Genomic DNA, 16,550 nt, shown 5'->3' with positions numbered 1-16,550 from the left:
CTGCATGAGTGGCCTTACTGACAGTTTAAAATGTTATATTGCCAAATTACAGAAAGTTCAAGCGAAAATGAAAAAGGCATGTAATGGATTATTGTTATTATCAGGCTCCCTGTGGATGATGGACGGGAAGGCGGCATGTCAGTTGCAGACAAGTGATAGCAAGCCTGCAGCGCCGTTCATAATAAATGGTGACATGACCATGGGTGCCTCCATAGCCCCCTATAATGCTGACCCTGGAGTGGAGTTTATATCGTTTGTGGTTACTTTAGAGGGGAGTTCTACACACAAAATATCCTGCGATAAACCAGGTGATTTTTTTCGGGAAGTGAGAAGCTCTAAATCATTAACTTCACTTCCGAATACTACACCATACCCGGCTTTAACCAATATGTTATATGACATTGGATATAAAGGCCTGGCATTGCGTTCTCCCCAAATAGACAAGACGTATTTAAAATATTGTCCTTATTCGGATACATGTTTTTTTAATCAGCCAAAAGATTTTTTTTATGTATTACTCGAGCGTGTCAGTCTTGCTAAGTACGGCGATACTGCAATACAGCCAGGCATATTTCGCGCCAGTTCTCTTCCACAATTCACTGTCCTGGCCGGGCAACAAGACTCCATGGTACCCATAGCCTATATAACTTTAACTGGAACGGTGACTATTAATAAACCCACATGCACCACGCCTGACGTTCAGGTACAAATGGGGAAGTGGGATATCAATGACTTTAAAGGTCCTGATAAAGCAACCGAATGGCGTAATGCCTCCATTCGTTTCACCGGATGTGATACGTTTTATGGCCCCGCGAATTCCAGACAGCTGTACGCTAATACAGGCAGAGTCTTAGATAAAAATTTAGTCAGAAATGAGTGGATAGCATCACTGAATCCACAGAATGGGATTATTGACAGAAAAAAAGGGATTATCAATATCCAGCCCGGCAGCCAGTCTGCAACGGGGGTTGGTATACAGCTGGCGCACTCAGATATATATAATGATTTTTTTGATTTTGATCAAGAATGGCGAGCGAGAATTTTGGAGGGGGATTCTTTTACAATCCCTTTGTGGGGGCGTTATATACAAACAGAAAAGAGAATAACCCCTGGAGTAGCTAACGGCGTGGTTATTTTAACAGTTAATTACAGATGATAACAAAGTACAGAAGTTCTGCACAAACTATTTTTAATGTATATTTACTGTAAAGAAAAAACAATAAATATGACAGCGCACAATAATCAGGGTATATTGTCGCTATATCTGTATGTCAATAAACACCCGGTAACACTATTGATAAAATGATAATGATTATTGTCGCCAGTAACAAGTGATTGCATTTTATACAATGCAGGGCGACATTCATTTCGAATGAAATATGAGACCTTACAAATGAAGTACCTTATACAGCAAAAAATTCAGTTTGATGCCGGTGAGGGTTATTTAATTTCAGATAACGGCGAAATGATTCAGCTAACGCGCACAGCGTGCCTTCTGCTGGTAACGCTTCTTACAGAGCAGGGAGTTATTTCACGAAATACTTTACTTGAAAAAGTCTGGGATGCACAGGGGCAACAGGGATCTTATAGTAGCCTTAATCAATATCTGAGTATCATACGACGGTCATTTCGTCAACTGGGACTGGTTAACATAGTGATAACTGTACCACGAAAAGGATATCAGTTAAATCCAGATATCAGCGTTACGTCTGTTGCTTCAGAGGGGCGGGCGGAGAATGGAGCAATATTAGCACCGGGATTAAAAAGGGTGGTTAACGAACCTTCCGAAGAACAGCGTTTTTTACTGAGAGCCCATAAGGTTACAATTAAGAAATATAGATTAGCTCAAAGTAACAGGTTTTGCTGGAAATATATATACCATAATTTGATTCCATCTTCATCGGCCCGTTGTTATGTTCTAAGTCTGTTTATTATACTTTTTTCGTTTTCGTTGTTACTGATGCTGTATCTTCAGGAGCATACAAAAGATAATGAGATTATTTACAGTAAGTTGCCAGTGTCAGGGTGTCATGTTGTTGCTCTGGAAGAGGTGCGTCCTTCTTATGTACAGGAAATGAGCAGTGACTTTATGGCAGTAAATAAAAATCTTGATCTTGGGTGTGCAAATAATACCCAATTCTTTTTTTATAATCATTCCAGAATCAAAAAAAAAGGGCTTGGGAAAACTTTATTAACCCAGTGCACCAGTCGCGGAAAGAATCCTGTGGGCTATTGTGAGAACTATTATTATGAAAACTGGATATGAGTTATGATACAGAAAAGTCAGTTATTTTTATGCTTGTCTCTTTGTCTGTTTATATTCTCTCTGACAATATATGCAATAAAAACGATTGATATTGCCACCGATTTACATTGTTCAACGCAAATCACCCGGTTTGGTAATAAAAACACGCCTATGTATTTTACGGGGCGTTATACATTAGATATAAATAAAGACGGGAGCGGGTATTTTCATGCGGATGGTTTTATTAAACCTGAAAGCGATAATATAAGAACAAACAGGTATATTTTTTTTGATTATAAAGTGAAGCAGTCTGGTAAAGTGAAGGAGTATCTTCTTGAGAAAATCAGGACAGTAAAAGGAGTTGCCGATAATGCAAGTGAGAATGAATTCAGAAGAGTTATTCCAGCGGTAAAACAGGGAACGGAAAAAATGATGCTGTTTATCAAACCTCTTTCTCAGGATGCCCATGTGATTAGTTCAATAAATGAGCCGCTCTTTATATGTGCGAAAACGTGAATCAATGACAATCGGATGTCATCCATTCAGAAGTCTCCATGGCACAAGGTTTTGATCCTGTATAACAGGAAAATTACCATCACTAAACAGGTGGCTGGAAGCCGTGTGGTAAGACGACGGTCGATAACGTCCTGAAAGATCCTGAGTCGGTTTACATCGTTCATTGAGAAAAGCTCCGTTCCGTATGCCGTCATGAGTCTCATCCTTTGGAAGCAGTGATCGCTGCCGTGAGACTGTAGCGCATTTGGCCAGAGACGGACATCTCAATTTAGCCACTACAACCTTGGTGCGCATAATGTATATTATGTTAAATCAATCAGAGCTTGTTAAAAGACGTGTTAACGCGCTTGGATTGGTGCATGTTAAAAAAAACTCTACACATGTATTACTACATTGCTTTGTGATGTATAGCACTGCGCAAGTGGTAATGACATTGCAACCCGTTTGATCCCTTCCCTGTCGTGACGCTGCGCGAATTCTGCAGATTTGCACCCGTTATCCTGCACAGGATTTCACGCAGCACACCGCGCAGGCGTAAAAAAACCGGCCATTGTGACCGGTTCGTTGCGTCGCGTTTCGACTCAGTGGATTTTCCCCTGGGCCGCTGCTTTCTCTGACTGACGTTCGGCTGCTCTGACAACGGCCATAAACGCTTTAACACCCGGATCCACATCAGGCGACAACATGCGCATAATTGATTTGGAATTTCTGCCGACCTCGTCAGAAATCGCAGGATAACCGCACGTGACCTTAATCAGCGTGCGCAGCATACCTTTGGCGACTTCGATTTCACCGGACAGTATTAATTCGTGTATCTCCTGGATAATCTGAACACGCGACCCGATATCCTCTTTAAGCAGGTTTTCCCACATTTTTTCGATGTCATGCGCGGCCATGTTTTTTACTCCTAAGATAGTCAGCGCGGTATTTTTCGGCGGCGTCCAGATCGTTATTTTGCCGATCCTTGAAACCGGCACACAGTAAAATGACAATTTCGTCGCCGTCCTGCATCAGATACACACGCAAACCGGCGCCCCAGTTTATCCTGTATTCACCGATACCCGGTCGGCCAGATAACCATTTCACTGACGATGTGTTCCCGCTCCGTAATCGCTCAACCGCCGTAAAAACTTTTGGAATTGCGGCGCGGTTTTTAGCCAGCTATTTTTCAAGTGGGCTGACGTCGTGCTCGTCCGTGTAATACTTGATATCCATTGATACCCCTCCGTATTTGATTGATGGTAACGAATTCGTTACCACATGACAAGAGGGTAAAAAAGCCCATGCGCTAACACGGGCAGAAAAGCAATGGCAATGATAATGGCTATACAACAAATACCGTTAAAGAACTTTTAAGCTCCCGTCAAAGCCTTGTTCCCGCCTCACCTATCAAATCATTCGCGCCGTTATCTTGACTTACCCTCGAATCAGACCACAATAATTTCACTTTCGCGCTAACCGGCAACGGACGTATATGGATATCAGTTCTTCTCGTTTTCTTCCTTTATTTCGTATCAGGACTTACACGGCTGCAATCGCGTCGGCGCTTCTGCTGGCTAGCTGCTCTTCTACACCGCCCGCCTCGCTGGTAACGCCGCCATCAGCAACGCCTGCTTCGCCCGTGAAACAGCAAAAGTTGAACGAACCCGTTCGCGGCGTCTGGCTGGCGACGGTTTCCCGTCTCGACTGGCCTCCCGTCGCGTCAGCCACTGTCAGCGACGCGCGTTCGCGTATCGCCATGCAGCAAAAAGCGCTAACCGATAAGCTCGATAATTTACAGCGGCTCGGCATCAATACCGTATTTTTTCAGGTAAAACCTGACGGTACCGCGCTTTGGCCCTCGGCGATATTGCCCTGGTCAGACATGCTTACCGGAAAAATTGGCCAGGACCCCGGTTATGATCCGCTGCAGTTTATGCTTGACGAAGCGCATAAGCGTGGGATGCGGGTTCACGCATGGTTCAATCCGTATCGTGTCTCGGTTAATACCCGACCCTCTACGGTTGCCGAACTGAACCGCACTGTGTCACTGCAGCCCGCCAGCGTTTTTGTCCTTCACCGTGACTGGATCCGTACAGCTGGCGACCGCTATGTTCTTGACCCGGGGATCCCGGAGGTTCGCGACTGGATAACCAGCATTGTGGCGGAGGTCGTGAAAAAATACCCGGTTGATGGCGTTCAGTTCGACGACTATTTCTATGCTGAATCACCGGGATCTGCGCTTAATGACAGCGTGACCTTCAGGCGCTACGGTGAAGGGTTTCATACCAAAGCCGACTGGCGACGGCACAATACGCAGCAGTTAATTGAACAGGTGTCGCGCACCCTCCGACACATTAACCCGGACGTAGAATTTGGAGTGAGTCCGGCAGGGGTCTGGCGTAACCGCTCACACGACCCCGCCGGTTCAGACACCCGGGGCGCCGCGGCGTATGATGAGTCTTACGCGGACACGCGCCGTTGGGTACAGCAAGGTTTGCTGGACTACATCGCGCCGCAGCTGTACTGGCCCTTCTCTCGCGACGCCGCGCGCTATGATGTGCTCGCTAAATGGTGGGCGGATGTGGTGAAGCCTACGAAAACCCGACTTTATATTGGCGTGGCGTTGTATAAGGTGGGCGAACCCTCGCGTAACGAGCCGGACTGGACGGTAAACGGCGGCGTGCCGGAACTGAAAAAACAGCTCGACCTGAACGACTCGGTTCCGCAAATCAACGGCACAATACTGTTCAGGGAAAACAACCTTAATCAGCCGCAAACGCAGCAGGCCGTTCATTATTTACGACAGCGTTGGGCAAACCTGAGTGGTCACCCGTCAAATAAAGAAAAGATGTAGCGATTCAGGACGGCGATGAATGCAGGGCAATGCTATACCCCTGCTCTCGCCAGCTCGCCAGTTGTTCTTGCTGGCGCGTGGTGGGCGCTTTCCCAATCCAGACGAAAATATCCTGACCGGGGAACATTTCCGGGCGCGGCGATTCCAGCGGCTCCGGCAGCACGTGAATATTCCAGCCCTGCTGCGACAAACGCCAGCCTTCCAGCCAAAGACGTGTCCGGTCTTCACACTCCCATGACAGCAGATAAGCCTCTTTATCAGCCTGAGCGCGTAAGGCATTCAGGCGCGTGATCGCATAGTCGATCAGCACCCCATCCAGCAGACTGCCCATGACGCGTGCGGTAGCCTGTTCAAGATTAAGTCGTTGACGCATCGGAACAAAAATGTGATCGATCACATCATCAACCGGATAGCTGGCACCCAGTTCATCAATGCGTACGCGCAGTTTGTCGGGACTGACACGACGCAGTGTGACCATCATCTCTTCCTGAAGCGATAACCAGCCGTCGTGTTGCGCAGTCTGGCTGCCTTCAATCAGCGCTTTAACCTTACTCACCGGCACGCCGCTTTTGATCCAGCGTTTAATCTCTTCGATACGTCTGATGTCATCTTCGTCGAATTGACGGTGACCGCCTTCGCTGCGCTGAGGTTTTAATAATCCATAGCGTCTTTGCCAGGCACGCAACGTAACCGGGTTGATTCCGCATCGTTCGGCCACATCACCAATACTGTAAAAAGCCATAGCATCCCTCTTACTGCAAAGCTGTACTTCCATGTATAAGTTAACCAAACCCCCTGCGCTGTACAAATCAAATTTTCCTGTACAAGCAGGGATTTGTGAATTTATTCCCAATTCTCAGTAAGATGGAACAACAATTTTTTAACCTGGCATTAAAGATCGGCAGCCCTTTCCGGCCATGCAATCGGCGAGACACCTCCTAAAGATGGACGGGCGAACAGATAGCCCTGGAACTGACTGATACCGGCTGATTCCAGCCACATCCACTCTTCCGCCTTTTCAACGCCAACCGCAGAAATCGCTATTTCCAGCGACGAGCAGCATTTGACGATCGCTTGTACAATGGCCTGCCGGGGCCCACTTTTGTGGACATCCATAATGAGTTCCCGGTTAATTTTTATGCGATCCGGCTGGAACTGCGACAGCAATAACAAGCCCGCAGAGCCGGCGCCAAAGTGGTCAATCGCCACGCTAATTCCGGCGCTTTTGAGTAGTCTGACAGAGGCGGTAAATTGCTCAAGCCCCGAGATCACTTCGCGTTCTGTGAATTCAACCGTCACTTGTTCCGGCACCAGGCCGGAACGCTCAATGGCGTCCAGCAACGTTTGTACCGCGTGGGGAATGTTGACCAACGTCATAGGCAACACATTCACCGACAGTGAATATCGCTGCAAATTCAGCCTGCCCGCCAGCGCAAAGGCCTGCGTTTTACTGTGCAGATCCGCTTCGTAAAGTGCCGTCCCGGTAAGCCCGGCGAAATAACGTTCTGGCCCCTGTCCGTCTGGCGTTCGCAGCAAGGCTTCCAGCGCGACAATCTCCCGGGCGAAAGGATCGATTAATGGTTGAAAGGCAAAGCAACATTCTGCGTGGGTATCTTCTTGCACACTCTTTTCCCTGCTTACACCTTCGGCAATAAATTCCCATGTATTTGCCGGTGGAATGGCAAAATAATTTTCCTTTTCGGTCGCCTCTATAAAAGTGCGAAAGAATTTCAGCGGTCGGTCGTTAAACGCCAATTGATACCGGGTGGTACCTTTATCGAGTACGTGTTGCAAAACGTCATTTCTGGCAAATTCGCGCAGGTCGAAAAGCTCCATTCCCACTTTACCAAAGCGGCGTGACGGCCCGTAGTCACGCAATAACTCTACCAGATTATGATGCCTCTCATCGTTGATGATGTGTTGATAGATCTGCTGAACGCCCTCCTCTGGCCCTTCAAGCAGTTGAAAAAAATGTTTTCCGTTAAACAACAGGATCCCGGTGACGTTGGCCTGTTCGTTTTTTACCTTTGCTGCTGCCACCATTTTTTCAAGAGAGATCAGGGAAAAAGTGTCGCAAATATGACTACGGTAGATAACCGTTGTGAGCATGATGAGTCCAGATATATAGGAGGGAACATAAATACCCTACCAGAACCGTGCCTTCCCGTCTCCAGAAAACTCACTTTACCCTAACAATATGTTCACAAAGGAAAATGTTACATTTCTATTGTCTAAATATTGGCATAATTTACCCAATTCCCGCCTAAAAATATTGTACAGCTATTGATGACACAAATTGTAAATTATTTATTTTAATTTATTGATTTTAAAGGGTTAGCACAAAAAGCTAAAAATTAGCATGCTATTTTGTACGCATCCTATGTACACATTTTCTATATTTGTATAACTTAAATTACAACTTTGTAGATTATTGAAACAAATGGGAGTCACACATGCATCACAACATCAACATGTCCGATTCAGCGAATGCGATTGCCCAGTACTTCAATAAAGCTAGCCTGCCGACTCAGCAGGAAACCCTGGGTCAACTTGTGGTGGAAATCCTCACCGACGGCAAGAGCCTGAACAGGAAGTCGCTTTGTACTAAATTGCTGAGCCGCCTTGAAAAAGCGAATAGCGAAGCGGAGGAACACCACTATCACACGCTGATTGGTCTGCTGTTTGATCGTTAGTGGAGGTTCACGCCAACGCCAGTGTCAGCGTTGGCAACCAGAGATGCGGTTATGAACAGAAGTGAAGAATATGAACGACTGACGGATGAAATCATCGGTGAAGCGGTATTAACGCTGCTGAAAAGCCATGGTCCCATTAGCACCCAGGCACTGATCGTGACGCTGGGAAATATGAAGGCCAACGCGGGAGACAGTAAACGACAAGAGGCCATACAAAGCGTCATGACCGAAGTCACCGCCATGGCGGCCAGAAAGCGTCAACGCGCGCGCCGACCAGATTCACATGCAGTACGACGGGGCAACGTGCTTGAGCTGTTTGGCAGTCGCCAGTCAGACAGCACAAAAAAAATGCACTAACCAACGCCATTTTACAACTTAACGGTGAAAGCACATGAGACAAGCGATGCTTAAGCAGACCGATTTTTACGCAGTTCTTCCAGATACAGCAATGTCCGAATTTTTCCGCAACGCAGGCGACCGTCTTGCCGAGGAGTCAGCGGTACTGGCGACCGCTATCAGCAGCATTATGGCTTCTGATGGGCATATCACCAATAAAGCGATTATTTTATGGCTGGTCCAGGCGCTGGAAACTACGGACAGCGTGGTACAGGCTGATGTGTTACGGAAAACACTGGAAATTGTCGTTGGCTACACCATGGATGATATTTAAGGTTTACCCTCTGTCTTTCTGGCCCATCCTGACACGCTGTCCCGTTGCAGGATGGGCTGTGAACATTACGGCTTTTGTTGATTTTGCTCAGCCTTACCAAAAGAGCGCGTCATGCCATGACCATGCTCCCCCGCGCCGCTGACCCTTTTTAACTGTATCACTTGCCCTTTCTCCCAGGCGTTGGCGCCTTGTGCTACCGGATGCGCCACAATATCCCGCCGCTGTTGTTTAATTTCTTGCGTTTTGATACCCAGTCGACGGTCCCGATCGGCTAATAGCGCCGGGTCCAACTGCCCGTCGCCGGTAAAGCCCATCATCAACGCGGGGATCCCCATTGGAAGCGTTTTATCGCGATCGGTATGCCATGTATGCCAGGTTTTGCCGTAGGTGTTGACGATTTTGCTCATCAACGCTTTGTCCGCGACGGCGGGAAGACCCGGCGCCACCAGGCTGCCGGACTTCACTTCATACTGATGGCTGTGCCAGAGTTTTTTTTCCTCTGGCGGCAGCGTATTGAATAACCGCTCGCTAATGATGTATTCAACGCCCATCAGACGCGCGTCTTTGGTATTCCCGTCGTAGATCACCGCCTGCATCACTTCATCATTAAGTACAGTGACATAATGATGCGCTTCCATCTGGCCATTTTTATCGCCACTGTAGAAATGGAAGCCATCCAGATAGGCGCTGATGGCCTCGATCGGCGGCCGGGACTGTATCACTTCCGCCCCGGCTTCCAGCGTACGCAGGCTTGCAGATGTTTCTTTACCGGGTATCGGCGTCTTCGGCGGGGTTGTGTTCGCCCCGCAGGCCGTTAATAACGCAACCGATGCTGCAATGCATAACCCTTTTTTCACTTATGGCCTCCTGAATAATGCGATGCTGCGTCCGGCAAGTTCATAATCCGTTTCATTTTCGATAATCAGTCCCTGTTCAGGGTCATTAGCCGTATTCAGTTCCAGTACCCAACCGCCATCCCCCGTTTGCGGGATGCTGAACGGCACGCTACATTCGAAGGGATTCAACAGAAGCAGAACCTCGTGCCAGATCCCGTCTTCGGTCTCGAGATCCGGACGACCGATATACACGCCAAGCGTGGAGCCTTCATCCCACTGCTCCGGCTGCTGTAGCCCGCCCCCGGCATTAAACCACTGGATAACCATGCCATCGCGCCAGTTTTCCCGACGCAGCAACGGCTGCTGTTTCCGCAGTTCAATAAGGTGGCGCGTAAATTCCCGCAATTGTTGCGCTGACTCCGGTAAATTCTCCCAGTGGACCCAGGAAATGTCGCTGTCCTGGCAGTAGCCGTTGTTATTCCCGTTCTGGCTGCGGCCAAACTCATCACCGGCCAGCAGCATCGGCGTACCGTGGGACAGCAGCAGCGTGGCGAGGAAATTACGCTTTTGCTGTTCGCGCGTGGCGTTAATGACGGCATCATCCGTGGGACCTTCCGCGCCATAATTGCATGACCGGTTATCGTTATGTCCGTCGTTATTGTCCTCGCCATTCGCCTCGTTGTGCTTCTCGTTATAGGACACCAGATCGTTCAGGGTGAAACCGTCATGCGCGGTAACAAAATTGACGCTCGCCCATGGCCGCCGCCCTCGCAGGTCATAGAGATCGCCGGAGCCAAGCAGGCGTGCGGCAAAATCGGTAGAAACGTTGTCGCCCTTCCAGTATTCGCGCACCGTATCGCGGTATTTATCATTCCATTCTCCCCACCCTGGCGGGAAACCGCCTACCTGATACCCGCCCGGTCCAATGTCCCAGGGTTCACCGATCAGCTTGAGTTTCGACAGCACCGGATCCTGCATCATCGCGTCAAAGAAGCCGCCGCGCTGATCAAAACCCTCCGGTTCGCGACCGAGGATCGTCCCGAGATCAAAACGGAAACCATCGACGTGCATCGCTTCCGCCCAATAGCGCAGCGAGTCCATCACCATCTGCAGCACGCGGGGATGAGAGGTATTAACGGTATTCCCCGTCCCCGTGTCATTAATATAATAACGATGCTGATCCGCCAGCGTGCGGTAATAGGAGAAGTTATCAATACCCTTAAATGACAGCGTCGGCCCCAGCTCGTTACCTTCCGCGGTGTGGTTATACACCACATCCAGAATGACCTCGATACCCGCATCATGATAGGCGCGCACCATGTCGCGAAAGCCCTGTATGCCGCGCGGACCGTAGTAGCGCGTCGCCGGAGCGAAAAAGCCCAACGTGTTATATCCCCAGAAGTTTTTCAGACCTTTGTCCAGCAGATGCTGATCGTCCGGAAACCAGTGAACCGGCAGCAGTTCGACGGAGGTAATGCCAAGACTTTTAATGTAATCCACGCTTGCCGCATGGCCCATCCCTTCAAACGTGCCGCGCAATTCTTGTGGTATCGCGGGATTCAGCCAGGTGAAACCTTTGACGTGAGTTTCATAAACAATGGCGCTGGGCCAGGGAATATCCGGGCGACGGTGATCCTGCCAGTCGAACGCATTCGGGTCGACAACCTTACATTTTGGCGTAAACGGGGCGCTGTCGCGGGTGTCAAAGCTAAGATCCTTTTCTTCGCTTTCCAGATCGTAAGCGAAATGCGCCTCATTCCAGGCGATATCCCCCACCAGTTCCCGGGCATAAGGGTCTATCAACAATTTATGGGGATTGAAACGGTGCCCGTTCTCTGGATCAAAAGGCCCATGAACCCGATAGCCGTAAAGCGCCCCGGGTTCCAGACCCGGCACGTAGCCGTGCCAGATCTCATGCGTAAATTCCGGTAAGGTCAGGCGGGCAATTTCGTTTTGTCCGCTCGGGTCATACAGGCACAGTTCTACGCGCTCGGCATGGGCGGAGAAAAGCGCAAAATTAACCCCCTGTCCGTCGTAGTTTGCCCCTAACTGCTGGCTGTGCCCTGCTGTGATATCAAATTGTTTACCTTTTGCTTTTGCCATTATCCATTTTCCCTTTCTGCACTCGTCTGTTCAGACGGGTGTTCGCGTAAAACAGCAATAAGTGGATGACCGGGGAGTTGCGCGACGTCAAGCGTGGCGCCGACATCGACCGTCTCGTGATGAAAGACGTCTTCATACTGACGATTCGCCAGCCGTGCGGGCAACGCGATACGGGTGTCTACCCACAGCGTGCCGCCAGCAGAGGAGAGTTCGCCCTCTATGCGATGGAATACCCAGCGTGGCGCCACCACCACCAGCGCGTTTTTTTCATCTGCTCTGGCATAAGCAATGACGTGCTCCGCGTTGTCCCCCTCGGCGTCGAGCGGCAGATAGTCGCCCTTGCGAAACAGCGTGGGAAACCTTTGTAGCAGATGCAGCAGAACGGCAGTCACATACTGATTCACCTGACCATTCATCCAACACGCTTCCTGCGTAAATACGCGGCTGTCTGCCTGTGCAAGCTGGCGGGCCAGCAGGGCAAAGTCCGGCAGGCGACGATTATCCGGGTCAACCAGACTGAAATTGAGCGCCTCGCTGCCCTGGTAGATATCCGGCACGCCGGGGGCGGTCAGTTTAATCAACGTCTGGGTCAGGCTATTCACCAGTCCGGCACGAATAAACGGCTGCAACGCAGCGTGAAAATCCTGCAAAAACAGCGTGTTTTCTGGTGACAGCATATGCCGGGCATAATCCAGAACCGCCGTTTCGTAGGCCTCGTTGGTATCCACCCAGTCCGTCCGCAGCTTGGCTTCGCGTAGCGCTTTTTCCACAAATTCAAGGAATCGCTCCTCAAGCGCCTGCAAACCGTTCGCGTCATCCGGACGGAATACCGCGGGCCATACCCCCGCCAGCGCCTGATAGAGCATCCAGGTATCCGCCGCTTTGGGCGCGGTGCCGTCATTGAGAAACCGGACATGGGTCTGGTTCATTTGCCGCCATCGCGCCAGATGCTCCGCCCAACGCGCCGGCGCCTCGGTCAACGTGTATAACCGGGCGCGGGCGTCTTCGCCGCGTTTGGTGTCGTGAGTCGACGTGCTGGACAGCGCATCCGGCTGTAGCCGCATACGGGACTGCATCTCCTGATGAAAGCGCGTGAGCGAGAAAAAGCGTTGAACGGGCTCTGCGCCAACTTCATTTAGCGCCAGATCCATGTTCTGGCGAAAGAACAGCGTGTCCTCTACCGATTTGGCCATTAGCGGGCCGGTGAGCTGCTGGAAGCGCGTGCGGAAGGTCGCCGCCGTGGTGGTCAGGCAGGCGTCATCGGCACCGACCAACAACCGAGAGAGAAAACCAAGCGCCTGAGCGTCCGGGGCAAACTCACTGGCGCTCAGCTGTGCGGTGACATGTCGCAGCAGCTCGCGATCCGCCGTGCTGAATCCCTGCGCGGTGCCATACGTTCTGTACACCGGAAAGGCAATCAGCAGTTCTCGCAGCGCGCCGCGCAGCGTCTCGTCATCAATATCGACGCGCTGTTGACGGGCCAGTTCGCTTGCCAGTTTCCACAAGCGGGCAAATTCGCCGGCAAAATTACGCTCTATCATCAGGACCCGCGCCTTACGCAGTTCAGCGCGCATATCCACCTGCTGACCGACTGCATCCTGCCAGACGCGTCGGAGATCCCCCAGCGCGCGATCGTCCACCAGCACTTCGGCCAGAGCCGCAATAAACTCATAGCCGGTGGTACCCGAAATCGGCCATTCCTGCGGTAATTCCTCCCCGCGGGCAAGAATTTTTTCAACGGTGATATAGCACGCCTCACCGACCTTTTGACGTAAACGCTGAAGATAGGCCTGCGGATCGGCAAGGCCGTCAATATGGTCGATACGCAATCCGTCCACAGCGCCGTTTGCCACCAGTTCAATGATCAGTTGATGGGTGTCATCAAATACCCGATTGTCCTCCACGCGAACGCCAACCAGTCCAGTGACTTCAAAGAAACGGCGATAGCTCAGATTTGTCGCGGCCTCGCGCCAGGACATCAACCGCCAGGGTTGCCGTTGGTGCAAGTCGGCAATGGCCTGTTTATCGGTCATCGCCAGCACATCCGCTTCATTTCCCTGCCAGGTTGACGGATCCAGTGGGTAAAAGGCGTCATAATAGGCCAGCGTCGGTTTACCCGTTTGCGGATCCGCTTTGATGCTGATCTCCCCTTTTTCCAGGACTTTCTCAAAGGTGTCGCCAAGGAACGGTAATGTCAGTCGCTGTGACCAGTCGATATCGAAATGGCTGGCGTAAGCGCTTTTCTCTCCGTGTTCAATAACGTCACGCCACCAGCGATTTTCCAGCGAACTGGCCATATGGTTAGGGACGATATCGAGGATCAGACCCATTTGCGCAGCGTGAAGCGCTTGCACCATGCGATCAAATCCTTCCCGCCCGCCGATGGCAGGATCGATCTCATTACAGTCTGTGACGTCATAACCGTGGGTCGAGCCCGCTGTCGCCGTAAAAATTGGCGAGGCATACAAATGGCTGATCCCGAGCTTTTTCAGGTACGGTATCCGTTCGCTAACGGCGTCAAAAGTCATGCCGTTGCGAAACTGAATTCGGTAGGTCGATGAAGGGATCATGGTAAGGTTTCTCCCTGTGCGAATCGGACGACAATGGCATTTGGATTAAGACGCTCGCTGGCTTCCGGCCAGGCGAAAACCGTTTTCCCCGGCATTTCCGGCAGCACCACTGGCACATCGCCAATATTGAACGCCAGCGACAAAACGCCTGTCGGGAAACGCCAGCGCACAGCAACAAAACCGGGGGCAGTCTGCACCACTTCGCCTTCACCGCCGCGTGCGGTTTTCAGCAGCGGGACGATAACGCGCCGGCGTCTGCTCAACAGATCCCGGGTGAAGGTCAGCCACGCTTTTCCTTCTTCATGCTGCATTTTTTGCCAGTCGAGTTTCGCGCGCTGGAACGTCTCAGGCGCATTGGGATCTGGTACGTTCTCGCCTTCATGTCCGGCGTGTCCGGCAAATTCCTTCGCCCTGCCTTCACGCACCGCGCGCGCAAGATCGCCATGGAAATCCGTAAAAAATAAAAAGGGATGCGTTTCGCCGTATTCCTCGCCCATAAACAGCAGCGGAATATGTGGCGACATCAGGAGCGTGGCAAGCAGTACCCGTGTTTTCTCGGCTCCCGCCAGCGTAATCAGCCGTTCGCCCTGCGCACGGTTACCGATCTGATCGTGATTCTGAATAAAATCGACAAAGGTAGTCGGTGGCTGCTGTCGGCTGCTAACGCCGCGCGCTTCTCCGCTAACGGCGGACATTTCCCCTTGCCAGGCAAACCCTTCGCTCAGTGTGCGGGCAACATAGCGTTCGGGCTGAGTGGCGAAGTCGGCGTAATACCCGTGATTTTCCCCGGTCGCCATGACGTGAATGGCGTTATGGAAATCGTCGTTCCACTCACCGGAAAAGAGTGGCGTCGCGCCATCTTCAGAACGCGGATGTAAAAACAAGACATTACGGTTGTCTTCGGTGGTGAGATGTATCGGCCGGTCGCTAATCTCACGACGGATACGTTCGGCTATCTCTACCAGCAGATGCGGTTGCGCGTCATCTTTGATCTGATCGATGGCGTCAAAGCGCAATCCGTCAAGCTGATACTCCACCAGCCAGTACAGCGGCGCGTCTGCAATATAGCGGCGTACCGCGTCGTTTTCATAGGCGATGCCGTTACCCCACGGCGTCATGCGCGCGGCGTCGAAAAAGTTCTCAGATAACAGCGGCAGGTAGTTACCTTCCGGCCCAAAGTGGTTGAGCACGATATCAAGAACCACCGACAAACCGTAACCGTGTGCGGCATCAACAAAGGCTTTAAAATCGTCTGGTGAACCGTAGGCGGAATGCGGCGCATACAGCAACGTGCCGTCATAACCCCAGCCGCGTTGACCGCCAAACTGCGAAACCGGCATCAGTTCAATGACGGTAACGCCCAGTTCCGCGAGATACGGAAGTCTGGCGATTGCCGCCTGGAATGTCCCTTCAGGCGTAAAGGCGCCGAGATGCAGCTCATAGAACACCGCTTCTTCCCAGCGACATCCCTGCCAGTCAGTGTGTTGCCAGCAATAGGCCTCGGGATCGACGACGCGCGACGCGCCGTTCACATCGTCACACTGCGCACGCGAGGCCGGATCGGGAATTGCCGTCCCGTCGTTCAATACAAACTGATAAGGCGTTCCCGCCTTGACGCCGTTAACCTGGCACTCAAACCATCCCTCTCCGCTGGCCGTCATTTCGTGGTTTCGATCGTGAATACGGAGAGACATCTTTTCCTGACTCGTCGCCCAAATGCGAAAGCGAACGACATCCGCGGCCACAAATTCACACCCCCAACTTCTGATAAAGGATTTTGAACTCATACTGTCGCCCCATTAGACCCGTTTCATCCTCGGGTGAGTTTTATGCAGCAAATACCCCTACCGTTGCTGTATGAAACAGCATACGCAGAACAAGCATAGACCAGCTCTGACGATTGCGAGGTGACAGTGTCACGTCTGAAGCGCTTTTTCTGACTCGCGCCCCCCTGAAAAGCGGATCGATAAATGGGGTTTACGCAGGTGTTTGATATTTCTTTCAATGAATAATGACGAACGTTATTTCCTGAAATCAATACGCGAGGGATAGACTAAAATAAATACGTATAAACCATGATG

At 50.9% G+C, this 16,550-nt stretch carries 15 protein-coding genes; 7 read left to right on the top strand and 8 right to left on the bottom strand.

Annotation, left to right across the window (positions count from 1 at the left end):
• Window positions 1-4 precede the first annotated feature (4 nt).
• From OGY07_RS20365 to OGY07_RS20355, 3 genes are all read left to right on the top strand, one after another.
• The gene (locus tag OGY07_RS20365) at window positions 5-1,156 is read left to right on the top strand and encodes a fimbrial protein (RefSeq protein WP_286602798.1); all 1,152 of its coding nucleotides are present in this window, start codon (window positions 5-7) and stop codon (window positions 1,154-1,156) included.
• 216 nt (window positions 1,157-1,372) lie between these two features.
• Window positions 1,373-2,266, top strand: coding sequence for a winged helix-turn-helix domain-containing protein (locus tag OGY07_RS20360; protein ID WP_286602796.1), 894 nt, complete (start codon window positions 1,373-1,375; stop codon window positions 2,264-2,266).
• Between the two features lie 3 nt (window positions 2,267-2,269).
• Window positions 2,270-2,761 (top strand): FidL-like protein, encoded by a 492-nt coding sequence (locus OGY07_RS20355; RefSeq protein WP_286602795.1) that lies wholly within the window; start codon window positions 2,270-2,272, stop codon window positions 2,759-2,761.
• A 581-nt stretch (window positions 2,762-3,342) separates the two neighbouring features.
• Here OGY07_RS20355 and OGY07_RS20350 read toward each other — a convergent pair.
• Window positions 3,343-3,657, bottom strand: coding sequence for a hypothetical protein (locus OGY07_RS20350; RefSeq protein WP_042282983.1), 315 nt, complete (start codon window positions 3,655-3,657; stop codon window positions 3,343-3,345).
• Complete coding sequence (locus tag OGY07_RS20345) at window positions 3,644-3,847, bottom strand: type II toxin-antitoxin system RelE/ParE family toxin (RefSeq protein WP_286602794.1); 204 nt, start codon at window positions 3,845-3,847, stop codon at window positions 3,644-3,646. The genes OGY07_RS20350 and OGY07_RS20345 overlap by 14 nt, the downstream gene beginning before the upstream one ends.
• 388 nt (window positions 3,848-4,235) lie before the next feature.
• Between OGY07_RS20345 and OGY07_RS20340 the strand changes: the two genes are divergently transcribed.
• Window positions 4,236-5,597 carry a glycoside hydrolase family 10-like protein gene (locus OGY07_RS20340; protein WP_286602793.1) on the top strand — a complete coding sequence of 454 codons (1,362 nt, stop codon included), beginning with the start codon at window positions 4,236-4,238 and terminating at the stop codon, window positions 5,595-5,597.
• A gap of 4 nt (window positions 5,598-5,601) precedes the next feature.
• Here the strand turns inward: OGY07_RS20340 and OGY07_RS20335 are convergent, their stop codons facing one another.
• Together OGY07_RS20335 and OGY07_RS20330 are read right to left on the bottom strand one after the other, a co-directional pair.
• Window positions 5,602-6,339, bottom strand: coding sequence for a MerR family transcriptional regulator (locus OGY07_RS20335; protein ID WP_042282988.1), 738 nt, complete (start codon window positions 6,337-6,339; stop codon window positions 5,602-5,604).
• 149 nt (window positions 6,340-6,488) lie between these two features.
• Window positions 6,489-7,706: a diguanylate phosphodiesterase gene (locus OGY07_RS20330; RefSeq protein ID WP_199957265.1), complete on the bottom strand. Its 1,218-nt coding sequence runs from the start codon at window positions 7,704-7,706 to the stop codon at window positions 6,489-6,491.
• 344 nt (window positions 7,707-8,050) lie between these two features.
• Between OGY07_RS20330 and ycgZ the strand changes: the two genes are divergently transcribed.
• From ycgZ to OGY07_RS20315, 3 genes are read left to right on the top strand one after another with little or no spacing between them, the layout of a single operon-like run.
• A complete protein-coding gene (gene ycgZ, locus OGY07_RS20325) occupies window positions 8,051-8,290 on the top strand; it encodes a regulatory protein YcgZ (protein ID WP_042282993.1) in 240 nt (79 codons plus the stop codon).
• Between the two features lie 51 nt (window positions 8,291-8,341).
• On the top strand, window positions 8,342-8,647 hold the full coding sequence (locus tag OGY07_RS20320) for a hypothetical protein (protein WP_060569768.1): 306 nt from the start codon (window positions 8,342-8,344) through the stop codon (window positions 8,645-8,647).
• Between the two features lie 46 nt (window positions 8,648-8,693).
• The gene (locus OGY07_RS20315; RefSeq protein ID WP_060569769.1) at window positions 8,694-8,960 is read left to right on the top strand and encodes a biofilm development regulator YmgB/AriR family protein; all 267 of its coding nucleotides are present in this window, start codon (window positions 8,694-8,696) and stop codon (window positions 8,958-8,960) included.
• 65 nt (window positions 8,961-9,025) lie between these two features.
• Here the strand turns inward: OGY07_RS20315 and OGY07_RS20310 are convergent, their stop codons facing one another.
• From OGY07_RS20310 to treZ, 4 genes are read right to left on the bottom strand one after another with little or no spacing between them, the layout of a single operon-like run.
• Window positions 9,026-9,817, bottom strand: a complete 792-nt coding sequence (locus OGY07_RS20310) for an OBAP family protein (RefSeq protein WP_286602792.1) — start codon at window positions 9,815-9,817, stop codon at window positions 9,026-9,028.
• Window positions 9,818-11,899 carry a glycogen debranching protein GlgX gene (glgX, locus tag OGY07_RS20305; RefSeq protein WP_181823178.1) on the bottom strand — a complete coding sequence of 694 codons (2,082 nt, stop codon included), beginning with the start codon at window positions 11,897-11,899 and terminating at the stop codon, window positions 9,818-9,820.
• Window positions 11,899-14,469: a malto-oligosyltrehalose synthase gene (gene treY / locus OGY07_RS20300; protein WP_286602789.1), complete on the bottom strand. Its 2,571-nt coding sequence runs from the start codon at window positions 14,467-14,469 to the stop codon at window positions 11,899-11,901. Before treY ends, glgX begins: the two co-directional genes overlap by 1 nt.
• Window positions 14,466-16,256: a malto-oligosyltrehalose trehalohydrolase gene (gene treZ, locus OGY07_RS20295; protein ID WP_286602787.1), complete on the bottom strand. Its 1,791-nt coding sequence runs from the start codon at window positions 16,254-16,256 to the stop codon at window positions 14,466-14,468. Before treZ ends, treY begins: the two co-directional genes overlap by 4 nt.
• Window positions 16,257-16,550 lie beyond the last annotated feature (294 nt).

Origin of the sequence: Citrobacter sp. Cs237 (genome assembly GCF_030332325.1) — a bacterium.
Taxonomy (GTDB): Bacteria; Pseudomonadota; Gammaproteobacteria; order Enterobacterales; family Enterobacteriaceae; genus Citrobacter_A; species Citrobacter_A sedlakii.
This window is presented reverse-complemented; position numbering and strand designations above follow the sequence as displayed.